Genomic DNA, 12,237 nt, shown 5'->3' on the forward strand with positions numbered 1-12,237 from the left:
ATGTATTGCCCCATGTTACATAACTAACAATCGTTTGTCTACCTTTGCCGCCGGATGCGTCATAAGGGAGCAAGTGGCTTGCACGGCAAAAAAGCTTGACGGACATCGTTGTCCCGCCAAGCTGGCTCTCGCCTTATTTTTCCATCGGTTATTGAAGCGCCTGAAGGCCGCCTTTATCGTAAAAAAAAGGGCCTTTGGACCAAGCTGAAGCCAAATGCATCAGCAGCTCCGTCTTAAGACGCTCCCGAGTGGCCGCATGTTGGTCATCACTATATAAATTATGCCATTCTCCTGCGTCGCTCGCCAAATGATACAGCTCGCCCTTCGTTTCGTCTACGCGCGCCGCTGCATCCCGCACCGAACCATCGATGTAGAGGATCAGCTTCCATTCCTTCGTTCGCCACATATAGACGGGCGCCGAATGCGGTGCGGTTACCCCCTTGCCGTGAAATTCGCAGAAGCTTCCCCGCCGCACCGTCTCACCGAGCAGATCGAAGCCCGGCAGCATCGGATTGCGCTCAAGCCCTGCAGCCGCAGTCAATGTAGGCACCAGATCAATTAATTCGGCTGGCCGCTCATCCTCAGTGCCCCACTTATGCTGCTGAATATAGGAGCCCGACAAAATCATCGGCACCCGCACGCTGCTGTCATACAAATTATATTTATTGAAGCGGTAGCGCCGTTCGCCCAGCATTTCGCCATGATCAGAGACGAATACAATGAGTGCATTTTCGAGCCGGCCCTGCTGCTCCAGCTTGTCCAAAGCAAGGCCAAAATAATGGTCAAGCCACGAGCAATTGGCCCAATACCGCAGCGTTGTCCGTCTCTGCTCAAGTGGACTCATCTGCTCCCAAATGCGCTTTTTCTCCAAATAAACCTCTTTGCTGTTCGCATTTAAATCATCGGTTGCCTGTAGATGCGTGTTCTCTTCCACCTCCCAAGGCGGCTGCGGAATATCGGGAATTTGCTCCAGATCATACAAATCCTCAAATTCCTTCGGCACATTCAAGCCCGCATGCGGTTTGAGAAAAGATAGGTAGAAAAACAAAGGCCGCGAAGCATCCAGCCCTTCATCGATAAAAGCAAGCGCCTGCTCCGCCACCCAGCCGTCGCGATGATGGTTCAGCGGCAGCGTACTGGTTAGGCCAATGTAGCCGTTCGAATTTTCCTCGCCGCCCCCGAAGGAGGCCGTTTCCCGGTGATACGCTTCGAGCGCCTCCGGGTTGACATCGCCCATCATAATCGCGCCTGCCTCATAATGCCCGCTTGTACGGGACAGCCCGACTGCCCGCACCTCAAAGCCTCGCGTATCCGGCTCTTCCACGCCCTGGCCGTGGTTCCAGTGGGTTTTGCCAAAGCCCGCCGTCTGATAGCCGGCCCGCTGCATAATAGCCGGAAGCGGCTCCGCTGGCAGCCGGCTCTCGTCGAACAGGCCGCCGTAATTCGTGCGGACGCCCAGCTGCGAAGGGTAATAGCCCAGCATCATGGAGCTCCGGCTTGGGACGCACATCGGCGACTGGCATACCGCCTGATTGAACGCAATCCCTTTTTCTGCCAGCTTGTCAATGTTTGGCGTATGAATATGGGCATTGTATTTGCCGATACAATCCCATCTCTGCTGGTCGGTCATTAGAAATATAATCGTTGGCTGTTCTTCTGATTGATTGGCCATCGTTCACCTCTTCTTCCTGCTTTTATGGTTACTATATGGTTGCCTTATGATTGCTTTAAAGTTAGGCTCGGGCCTTATTTCCCCTGCCCCAAGCTGTGCAAGCGGGTCGGCTCTCCCGCACTCCGAACGACATCGCGGTAGCGGCTTGGCGTAATGCCCTCGCTTTTTTTGAACGTTCGATTGAAGTAGCTCGGCTGGTAGCCGACCAGCTCCGCGATTTCATTCATTTTCAGGTCGGAATGCAGCAGCAGTTCCTTCGCATGGTTTAAACGAACCTTCGTTAAATAATCGATAAAATTGCAATCAAACGCCTGCTTAAAGGATCGGCTAAGCGTATAGGAATTCATGCCGTAGGCGTCAGCAAGCGCTTCAAGCGACAGGACAGAGGCATATTCATTGTCCACATGCTCCTTCATCTTATAGATGGCCTGCTGAATTTGCTTCTCCTGCTTGCCTGCAACCTCGCGAATAAACACGTCGACCACTTGATGACGGAACCACCATAGCACATCGTGGGTATGGTTCAACTGCTGCAGCTCATCAAGGAGCAGCCTGCCTTCGAACAGCTGTACAGGATTGGCGCCAGCCTGCATCATTGCATGCTGAATCGTTCCAAGCAGCTGCAATAGACGATACCTGAGAGCCTGCTCGCCTGCCGCATCGCCACCTTCCCCAGATGCCTCTGCAGCAGAAGCCTCTCCGGAAGCCAGCTCGCCGATGAAGCGGCTAATGCCTTCCATCGCTTCCTCCCCGCTGCCGCTGCGTATCGCATAGACGATGTCATTTTCGAGCGCAAAAGGATAAGGGCTATCTGCACCGGAGGCTTGCTGCTCCTGCTGTGCAAGATCGATAACCGTTTGCGTGCTCGCAAGCAGACGGTGGCGCAGCGTTTGCTTCGCTTTCTCGAACAGCGTGGGAACTCGGCGCAGCTCAAGCACGGTACCCGCAACTACAACCGTCAGGCGTAGACCAAGCGTCTGCTCCACCTGAGCAGTCAACTCGCTGGCTAAACCGAGCAATTGCGTATGCTGCTCATCGGCATTCGACTCGCTGGCATGCCGTTGACTACCGGATGGCCCAGCTTCGCTCTGTTGATCAGCTGGCTGATCGGCTTCCTGCTCTAGTGCAGCCAAATCGCTAGCCGCATCCAGCTTAGGCAGCGCCAGCAGCACCCCAATCGAGCCATCGTGAAAATGCAGCTGCTCAGCAGCATAACCCTGCCGCACTGCAAGCTCCGCCAGCAGCTCGGATACTTCAAGTGAAGCGATATCGCCTTCACTTTGCCGCGGCGACGACTCGCTGCTTCCGAAGCCGCTACCGAAGGAGCCACCTCGAAACTGCACGACCAGCGCCGCCCAGCTGCCGCCGTCCTGCGCAGCCGCGCCCCCGAGCTGCTCCAGCCGCTCCCGCAGCTCCGCTTCGGCAAGCTCAGGCAGATGGCCCTGCGCCAGCTGCAGCAAGAAGCTCTCGCGGATGACTGGAATATGATGCTCCAGCCTGCTGCGCAGCGTCTCACGCTCCCTTTCCATTCCCCGCCAGCGCCGCTCCAGTGCGCCCAACTCGTCGTGTCCCTCCTCCCGCTGGCTCAAACCGCCGCCGCTGCGCTTGTCCCCGATCAGCCTTGCCAGCAGGCCGGCCACCGGAGAATAGATGCGCAGCGAGCCGATCCATGACAGCGCAAGTGCCAGCAGCAGCCCGCCTGCGCTAACCGCTAATATAAAGCGCGAAATAAGCAGCGATGGCGCAATAACCGCCGTCATGGGCGCAGCGGACACATAAATCCAATCCGTACCGAGGCGGCGAAAGCTGCCGTAAGAGACGGAATATGCCTCATCGCCATATTCCATGCGCAAGGACTCGCCTGAGCCGCGATGCTGCAAGTAGACTTCGCGCAGCTTTGCCGCAAGCGGCGATGCGGGCTCGCTGCCATTCATGAGCCAATTGCCCTCGCTATCGAGCAGAAAGGTCTCTCCCTCTGTATAAGGCGTGAGCGTATCCAGCAGCCGGTTCAGCTTATTCTCGTCGAGCGTCGTCGTCACAATGCCGAGCGGCTTCTCCTCTCCGCCCGGCAGGCGATTGACCAGCATTGGCGCTTTGCCGCCTTGGGATCGGGTCCAATAGGCGCCCACAGGCTGACGAAGCAGCGCTTTATATTGCTCGATTTTGTCCAGATCATCGATAAAATCATAGCGGTCCGGCTTCATGACTAGCGGCTGCGGATACAGCAGAAACAGCTCCGCCTGATTTACTAATGTATGCGAATTGTTCATAATGAGCAGCGTGCGGTACAGCTCATGCACCTGCTTGTATTTATAGACGAAGTCCAGCTGCCGCAGCCGATTATCGAATACGGGATCGAAAGCCCATTGCGAGAAGGACAGCTCAAGCGCCGACAGCTGCTCATCTATCGTCCGCGCCCGCTGCTCGATCTGCTCATGGTGCAAATGCTGGAGCACCGTTTCCATTTTCACCGTAATCGATTTATGCATGACAATTCCCATCACAAGGCCCGGAATGCAGGCGATGAGCAGCACAAGCGCCAAACTCCGGCGAAAATAAGAGCCGCGCAGCATAGCCGCCGCTTCCGTGCGCCTGCCTTTTCCTAAGCCCTCTGCAAAACGTCTGATTCCCATCGCCATCGCCTGCCTTCCTTCGTTTTTTAAGCCTCAACGCTTATGGCATGCGGCATGCAGCATGTGCCCGTTGCCTACCCTTTCACAGAACCGACCATCGCACCCTTGGCAAAATGCTTTTGCAAAAAAGGGTACACCAGCAAAATCGGCGTTATCGCGATAATAACGGAGGCCATCTTGAGCATTTCTGACGGCGGAGCCTCCACAGCCTGGCCTGGAATGGTCAGGTCGATGGTTGAGGCGCTTTTCAGCATATTTTGCAGCAGCACTTGAATCGGCCATTGCGCCGCATCATTCAAATACAGCAGCGCCGAGAAAAACTGGTTCCAATAGCCGACGGCGAAAAATAGCCCGAATGCCGCCAGCGCCGGCAGCGACAGCGGCAAAATAATGGTCAGCCACGTCCGCACCGCGCCACTGCCATCCATCGCTGCCGATTCGCCAAGCTCGGCGGGCAGGCTGTCGAAGAAACCCTTCATCAGCAGCACCGTCCAGCCGTTCGCAAGCGATGGCAAAATGAGCGACCACAGGCTGTTGATCAGCCCCAGCTCTCTAACGAGCAAATAATGCGGAATGATGCCGGGGCTGAACAATATCGTCAGCAGCACCAGAAGCATCAGCGGCCTGCGCAGCAGCATCCGACGCTGTGACAGCGCATAGGCGAAGGACGAGCTGATCGCAAGGCTGCACAGCGTGCCGATGACGGCCAGAAACGCGCTATTGCCGAGCGAGCGCGGGAAAGCCTTCGTCGAAAGTAAATATTCGTACGCCTCGAGGGACCATTTTTGCGGAAACAAAACGAACTTCTTAAGCAGAAATTCGCTCGGATCGGTGAACGAAACGATAAACACATAATAAATCGGGAATACCGTCACCAACGCCAGCAGCCCGAGAAACAGGCCATTAGCCGCTTGGAACACACGGTCGCCGAAACGTTGCTTCATATTGCATTGCTCCTTTTAGTAGACGCCATCCTCGCCCAGCCGCTTCGCCAGCTTGTTGGCAAGCAGCACCAGAATAAGGCCGATGACAGATTTGAATAGCCCGACGGCCGTACTGTAGCTGAATTGGCCCTGCTGAATGCCGACCCTGTACACATACGTATCGAATACTTCCGCTACCTCGGATACCGCCCCGTTATACATGAGGAAAATCTGCTCGAAGCCCACATCCATAATGTCGCCCAGCCGAAGAATGAGCAAAATTACGATAACGCCGCGGATGCCCGGCAGTGTAATATGCCAAATTTGGCGCAGCCTGCCCGCTCCATCGACACGTGCCGCCTCATAAATTTGCGGATCAATGCCCGCAATCGCCGCCAAAAATACAATCGTGCCCCAGCCGCCTTCCTTCCACACCGCTTGCAGCGTCACGAGCATCCAGAACGAATCCGGGTTCGTTAAAAAATCAATTCGCGGTTGCCCAGCGGCTTCAAGCATCGCATTGACAAGCCCCTCCCCCTTGCCCAGCAGCAAAAAGGTCAGGCCGGCAATGATAACCCATGATAGAAAATGCGGCATATAAATGACCGTCTGCACGATCCGTTTGTACAGCATGCTGCGCAGCTCATTCAAACAAAAGGCCACAATAATGGGCACGGGAAAAAAGAGCAGCAAATTCAGCAGGCTGATCGCCAGCGTATTGCGAAACAGCAAAATAAATTCCGAATGAGCGAAAAAACGGGCAAAGTGGGCAAACCCGACCCACTCGCTGCCTAACATTCCTTTGAACGGAAAATAGTTTTGAAAAGCGATCAGTACGCCCCACATCGGCACATATTTGAAAAGAATGAAAAATAACAGCCCTGGCAAAGCCAGCAAATAAAGCGATTGGTCGCGCCGAAGGCTTGAACGCAGGCTTTTCCAATATTTTTGACTGCCGCTGCTTCCCGCGTTCTGCTTGTTGCCATCAGCCACTGTTATAGCTGCATCGGCATCGGTTGCTATTTTAACTGTCGTTTTAGTTGTCGTTTTAGCTGTGTTCTCCGTCGTCGTGTCATATGAATGTATTGGGCTCATTAAACGCTGCCCCTCCTCACCCTGCCGCACCGCTCCATGAAATGGGTGGGCGCAGCAGGTTGATTTTATATTATTCCTATGCACTTAATTGGTTTTAAGATAATAGCATAGGTGTTTTGCTTTGTAAATCTTGTACATCTACTTCGCGTTTCGATTCAAATACGATTCCGTAATTTCCTCGGTCATTTTCAGCACCTGAGGGTCCTTGCGCGTTGCTTCTACGAACGCCGTCCAAGCGCTGATCGGCTCGCGTCCGAGGATGATTTTCGCCTTCAAATCCTGGATTTTTTTGTTCAGCTCTGGCAAAATCAGTTGGCCCGTCTCCGATTGCAGCCCCGCGGCAATGTTGGCAGCGTACGTTTTCGCCCGCTCTTCATTGACCTTCTGGAACAGTTCATTCGCTGCCGTCTCTTCTTCCGTTCCAGCTTTCGTATCCCATACGACATCGCTCACGTTCACAATATGGTTGAAGTCAGACGCATTATCGGCCTTCAGCTTCTCGCCATCGACGATTTTTTCGCCATTTTCCACACGATAATGGATACCCTCCAGCCCATCGCGCTGAATGGCATATACATCCTCATTCATCCACGTATCAAGCAGCTCCAAAATCCGTTTCATCTTCTCTTCCGGCACATTCTTCGGAATGGCAAGAATCCCGTTGTAGCCGCCGCCCTTCGGATTGTAGCCGTTCAAATTCGCCAGCGGGTAAAAATCGGTATATTTAAAATCAGGAGCCACCTTCTTAAGCTCATCGGCATAAATATTTTTCATCGTTCCCGTCTTGTCGACGATAATGCCTGCTTTATTCGCCTTGAACAAATCGCGCACCTGCGTCAGCTTAAGCGACAGCAAGTCCTCCGGCATCATTTTATTCGCATAGGCCTCTGTCAAATACGCAAGCGACTGCTCCGTTTCCGGCAGGAACGCGGTAAAGATCATTTGCTTGGTCGCCTCATCCCACTTCCAATTGCCGTTCACTCCTGTAAAAGAGCTCTCGATCGCGCCCAGAACAGGCCCGATATTGCCGCCAAAGCCAAGGTCTGCCGGATCAATGTAGGCAGCAAGTGCCGTCGTATCTGCCACACCGTTGCCGTCCGGGTCATCTTGAACAAATGCCTTCATAACGGTTTTCAGCTCATCCGTCGTTGTTGGCACCTCAAGGCCGACCTTATCCAGCCAGTCTTTGCGAATAATAAAGAACGATTCTCCATCGACCGAGCGTGGACGCGGCACGCCGTAATTGCCGCCATCTGACAGCTTCGTCGTCTCCCAAGCGATATCCGGAATGCGGTTTGCGAGATTCGGGTAATCCTTAATATAATCGGATAAATTCCAGAAAGCGCCTTGCAGCGCCATATTCATAAACGTGCTTGCGAATGGATCATTAACCATAATCAGATCGGGAATTTCGCCCGAGGCGAGCGTTAAATTCAGCTTCTCTCCATATATGTTGTTGGAAATCCACTGAATGCTCATTTTCGAATTCGTCGCCTTTTCAATTGCGCGTTTAATGACATTATCATCGGCAGCTGGCGTTGCGCTTGGCGTAATCGTCATAATGCTTAGCTCAAGCGGCGCTTCTGCGCCTTCATTGCCCGATGAAGCGCTTGGCGAGCTACTGCTGCTCTGCCCTCCTTGGTTCGCACCTGCAGACTCAGAAGCTTTTCCGCAAGCAGATAGCAGCAAGGTCATGACGAGCAGCGCCGCCATCCCTCCGCGAGCCCATCTTTTTTTCCTTATTCCTGAACGTATTGCCATATCCACCTGTCCCCTTCCATTTCCTCAAAATTTTCATTTATCCCATGGGTATAATCGGCTTTAATGCAGCACATTCCCGCCCGCAACCTGTCTTGTACTTTATACAATACGGCAATTTCCTGCAACTTCACTTTTTTGCACAGCCGTATTTCCCCTGTATTTTCGCGGTATAATGCGTATTTCAGCTCATAGTGCTACCTGATAGCAGGCATGAAAAAAGAGCATCATTCGATGAACCATCGAACGATGCTCTAGCTTACATAGTAAGGCTGGCTGACTTTTGCAGGACGGCCTCGGCCGTTGCTTCAGCCGTCTTGGTGAAGCATTCGCTGCGCAGCGGGCAGCTCCGGCATTCCGCCGCATTGTTGCTTTTGCGCAGCCGCTCGGCTTCGGGCAGCATAGTCTGCACGAGCCTCATATAATCCAAGGACTGCGGAATATCTGCGCCGCTTGGATAATAGGAAATCCGCTGGCCGCTCATCACCGACAAGACGTCGATCCGGCTCGGCAGCTTGCCGAAGGCGCTGTTACAAAATACGGCGGTCATGTGCTGGAACGTCAGGATGACATCCTCATCCTCGTCCACAACAAACTTTTGCACAATATAGTCGGTATTCGTCCCGTACGGATCTTCGGCGACAATTTGAAAAATTTGCGTCAGCTCCATATCGAGCGGCTCCACAAAGGTGCGATGCTGCTCGAATCGGATAATCGGCGCCGCCTCTTGCTCCTCCATTAAAAATGCCGTCAAATGTGCAACCGCTTGCAGCTTCGAATCCCAATAATGCTCGGCATTATCGAATTTAGCTACTCGCGCTGTCCACCAGCGCTCTGCCAGCTGCTTTACTACATCGGCTGTACGGGCTTGGGGCGGAAGCTCATAAAAATCATTCACAATATGGCTGACAGCGAATTGCATAAGCTGGCGACCATTCACTTCGCCTGCCCGTTTCTTCGCCGTCTGCCTTTTTATGAACCGATAGGGGCAGCGCAGCAGCTCTTCCAACTTGTAATCCTCAATCAGCTTTACTGCTGCGGATTGCTCCATAATCGGCCACCTTCTCTCTTTCAGGTCTTAACAAAAGAAGCAGCAATAGCTGCCCTGTTTATTATCCAGCTACGGTTACAAGGCCAGCTACTTGCTTGCCTAAGTTTTTGCATTGTTCTTTCTCATCATCAGAAGGGTTGTATTCCACCTTCAAGCTCTCGGATACAATTTCCGCCCCCAGCTCGCGCAGCTTCGCTTCGATGGTATCGACCGCTCCGCAAAATACGGGATAGGAGGAATCGCCCGATCCGAATACCGCGGCTTTGCGGCCGCTGAGGTCAAGTCCTTCAAGCTCTTCGTAGAAATCAAGAATTTCGTCTGGAAGCTCGCCGTCTCCCCAAGTATACGCGCCGATAATGATGCCATCGTACTCCAGCAAATCAGCTGCATTTGCATCGAAAGCTTCCTTCGATACCACTTCAACGCCCGCTTCCTGTGCTCCAGCAACAATCGCCTCAGCCATTTCCTCTGTATTTCCCGTCATGCTCGCGTATACCACAATTACCTTTGACACCTTTACATTCCTCCCAAGTGTAAATAGCCGTCGCCATTTTGGACAATCGGCCGCTTCATTTCCCATCAGCTGGCGGAGAGCAACCTATCCTCCGCGCGCCGATGGCTAAATTTATATGAACTAGGCATCCAACATTTGAATACCTTGAAACAACGTTGCCATATACAAATTGTCGCCCTGCAGATCCACATCCGTTACCGGAATACCCAGCTTCACAGACAGCAGCGTTACCTGATTGCGGATATAAGCGAGCTGGAACAAGCCTTTATCCGTACATACATAAATATCTTTCCCCTTCGCAACAATGGAGAAAATAAACTGCTTGCTAAAGCGGATGCGGTCGAACCGCCCCTTCTTGTCGCCAATCATCAGCTCGCCGCGATCACTGACGCCAATGAGATGGCCCCGGTATACAGCAAGGCTTGTAACCGCACGGTCCAGCTCAAACTCGGACCATTCATCCATAAAACGGTCGTACAGCGCGACTCCGCTTTCATGGCCAACGACGAGATATTGCGGCAGGTTCATGAAATCATATACCCGCTTGTCGGCGCAGGCTGTCTTTTCCCAGCGGCTTCCCGAATTTGACCACAGCCCATAATCCGTTGCAGCATAGCCCGTGCCGCCAAGCATCCGGTATTGATAGCAAGGAATGGCGAGACCATCATTTACCCATTCGCCATTCGTATATTGATAAAGCCCTTCGCTCGTACAGGCATGAAGCACGCTGCTTTGCAGCTGCAGTCGATTAACCATTGCCGATTGCGGCATCCCTGCGCCAAGCTTCATCCACTGCTCTTCACTGTTAATCTGATAGACGCCATAACCGACAGATGCCACATACAGCGCATCCTCGCCCGCCTTCACTGATGAGAACGGGAACAGCTGCCAATTCCACGGCTTGCCCGTTTCGGCTGGCGCATCATTCATTTGATGCTCCTTGCGATTAAACTCTGCCACGATTAAACCAGCTCCATCAATATATACTATCGTATATTATTTTTCATCATTGTATAGGTAGACAAACTGATAATGATTATCACTTTCGTAGTTTATGATAGCTATTCTCATACCTAATGTCAATCATTATCTATCGGAATTGGAAAATATCCCGGGCCGTCGCCAGCATTCGCCCTTTGTTCATTCTTTTGCCATACTACCTAGCCCTTCCCCTTTAATTCCATGGTTATGCATTGCCTGCGATAATGCTATAATGAGCAACAACAAGCAAGCTGAAAGGTGAAACGGCTGTCGCCGTCCTCTGGCGGCGCAGCGCGTTCGGAAGCTTTCGCAAAATGTTAATCCCGGAAGGTGGCTGCACATGGAATATTTATCATCACATTCGCCTAGAGTTGGGCTTGAAGATATCGTTCATGCTCAAATGCATTTGAAAGACGTCATTCTCCGCACGCCGTTGCAATATAACCGCGTGCTCTCCGAGCGCTACGGCTGCAACGTCCTGCTGAAACGCGAGGACCTGCAAATTGTGCGCTCCTTTAAAATTCGCGGAGCCTACCATCTTATGCGCTCGCTGCCGCCAGAGCGGCTTGCCGCTGGCGTCGTCTGCGCAAGCGCAGGCAATCATGCGCAGGGCGTTGCCTACTCCTGCCATGCGCTCGGCATCCCAGGCAAAATCTATATGCCTAGCACAACGCCGCGCCAGAAGGTGAATCAAGTGTCCTTCTTCGGCGGGGATAGTGTTGAAGTTATTTTGACCGGCGACACGTTTGATGATGCTTATGCAGAAGCCATTAAGGAGAGCGAACGCAGCGGAACGGCTTTTGTTCATCCTTTTGATGATTTGAAAATCATTGCCGGCAATGGCACCGTTGGACAAGAGCTGATGGAAGCGTCGGATACGGTACCGGATTTTGTGTTTGTAACCGTTGGAGGCGGCGGCCTGGCAGCTGGCGTAGCTTCGTATGTAAAAGCCATTTCGCCGGAAACGAAAGTCATTGGCGTTGAGCCGGAAGGCGCACAGTCGCTGCGAGAATCGCTCGATGCCGGGGAAGTCGTTACGCTTGAGCATATCGACAAATTCGTCGATGGCGCTGCCGTGAAGCGGATCGGCAAGCTGACGTTCGCGATCTGCCGCGAATTGCTAGATGATACCGTGCCTGTTCCCGAAGGCAAAATTTGTACGACCATGCTCGATCTCTATAATGAAAATGCGATTGTAGCGGAGCCAGCTGGCGCGCTGCCCATTGCCGCGCTTGATATGTTCAGGGATCAAATCGCCGGAAAAACAGTCGTATGCGTCATTAGCGGAGGAAATAACGATATTGACCGCATGCAGGAAATTAAAGAGCGTTCGCTCATTTATGAGGGATACAAGCATTATTTCATGCTAAATTTCCCGCAGCGCGCGGGTGCGCTGCGAGAATTTCTCGATGATGTGCTCGGTCCGACCGATGACATCACCCGCTTCGAGTATACGAAAAAGCACAATAAGGACAATGGCCCGTCACTCGTCGGCATTGAGCTGAAGCACCGCGAGGACTATGAGCCTTTGATCAGCCGCATGCATATGAAAGGCTACTCCTTCATCGAGCTGAACAAAGACCCTGTGCTGTTCAATTTATTAATTTGAT

Annotated in this window: 9 protein-coding genes; 1 reads left to right on the forward strand and 8 read right to left on the reverse strand. The window is 52.8% G+C overall.

Annotation, left to right across the window (positions count from 1 at the left end; all coding sequences use genetic code 11):
- Positions 1–148: 148 nt before the first annotated feature.
- The 8 genes from ASF12_RS07695 to ASF12_RS07730 form a co-directional block, all read right to left on the reverse strand.
- The gene (locus tag ASF12_RS07695) at positions 149–1,672 is read right to left on the reverse strand and encodes a sulfatase family protein (RefSeq protein ID WP_056031766.1); all 1,524 of its coding nucleotides are present in this window, start codon (positions 1,670–1,672) and stop codon (positions 149–151) included.
- 74 nt (positions 1,673–1,746) lie between these two features.
- Positions 1,747–4,311 (reverse strand): AraC family transcriptional regulator, encoded by a 2,565-nt coding sequence (locus tag ASF12_RS07700; RefSeq protein WP_056031769.1) that lies wholly within the window; start codon positions 4,309–4,311, stop codon positions 1,747–1,749.
- 68 nt (positions 4,312–4,379) lie between these two features.
- Positions 4,380–5,249: a carbohydrate ABC transporter permease gene (locus ASF12_RS07705; protein ID WP_056031773.1), complete on the reverse strand. Its 870-nt coding sequence runs from the start codon at positions 5,247–5,249 to the stop codon at positions 4,380–4,382.
- Positions 5,250–5,264: 15 nt separating this feature from the next.
- Positions 5,265–6,323 (reverse strand): ABC transporter permease, encoded by a 1,059-nt coding sequence (locus ASF12_RS07710; RefSeq protein WP_081418664.1) that lies wholly within the window; start codon positions 6,321–6,323, stop codon positions 5,265–5,267.
- Positions 6,324–6,461: 138 nt separating this feature from the next.
- Positions 6,462–8,084 (reverse strand): extracellular solute-binding protein, encoded by a 1,623-nt coding sequence (locus ASF12_RS07715; protein WP_056031777.1) that lies wholly within the window; start codon positions 8,082–8,084, stop codon positions 6,462–6,464.
- 256 nt (positions 8,085–8,340) lie between these two features.
- Positions 8,341–9,132, reverse strand: a complete 792-nt coding sequence (locus tag ASF12_RS07720; protein WP_056031780.1) for a hypothetical protein — start codon at positions 9,130–9,132, stop codon at positions 8,341–8,343.
- 61 nt (positions 9,133–9,193) lie between these two features.
- The gene (locus ASF12_RS07725) at positions 9,194–9,646 is read right to left on the reverse strand and encodes a flavodoxin (protein ID WP_056031783.1); all 453 of its coding nucleotides are present in this window, start codon (positions 9,644–9,646) and stop codon (positions 9,194–9,196) included.
- Positions 9,647–9,766: 120 nt separating this feature from the next.
- Positions 9,767–10,606, reverse strand: a complete 840-nt coding sequence (locus ASF12_RS07730) for a hypothetical protein (RefSeq protein ID WP_235533076.1) — start codon at positions 10,604–10,606, stop codon at positions 9,767–9,769.
- Positions 10,607–10,967: 361 nt separating this feature from the next.
- Here ASF12_RS07730 and ilvA point away from each other — a divergent pair, with 361 nt between their 5' ends.
- Positions 10,968–12,236: a threonine ammonia-lyase IlvA gene (gene ilvA / locus ASF12_RS07735; RefSeq protein ID WP_081418665.1), complete on the forward strand. Its 1,269-nt coding sequence runs from the start codon at positions 10,968–10,970 to the stop codon at positions 12,234–12,236.
- Position 12,237 lies beyond the last annotated feature (1 nt).

Source organism: Paenibacillus sp. Leaf72 (genome assembly GCF_001422685.1).
In the GTDB taxonomy this organism is placed as follows: Bacteria; Bacillota; Bacilli; order Paenibacillales; family Paenibacillaceae; genus Pristimantibacillus.

What these genes read in the sequence shown, in the direction of transcription:
- ASF12_RS07720 (WP_056031780.1), bottom strand. Translation starts at nt 9,132, where the DNA reads ATGGAGCAATCCGCAGCAGTAAAGCTGATTGAGGATTACAAGTTGGAA.
- ASF12_RS07710 (WP_081418664.1), bottom strand. Translation starts at nt 6,323, where the DNA reads ATGAGCCCAATACATTCATATGACACGACGACGGAGAACACAGCTAAA.
- ASF12_RS07695 (WP_056031766.1), bottom strand. Translation starts at nt 1,672, where the DNA reads ATGGCCAATCAATCAGAAGAACAGCCAACGATTATATTTCTAATGACC.
- ASF12_RS07700 (WP_056031769.1), bottom strand. Translation starts at nt 4,311, where the DNA reads ATGGCGATGGGAATCAGACGTTTTGCAGAGGGCTTAGGAAAAGGCAGG.
- ASF12_RS07705 (WP_056031773.1), bottom strand. Translation starts at nt 5,249, where the DNA reads ATGAAGCAACGTTTCGGCGACCGTGTGTTCCAAGCGGCTAATGGCCTG.
- ASF12_RS07715 (WP_056031777.1), bottom strand. Translation starts at nt 8,084, where the DNA reads ATGGCAATACGTTCAGGAATAAGGAAAAAAAGATGGGCTCGCGGAGGG.
- ilvA (WP_081418665.1), top strand. Translation starts at nt 10,968, where the DNA reads ATGGAATATTTATCATCACATTCGCCTAGAGTTGGGCTTGAAGATATC.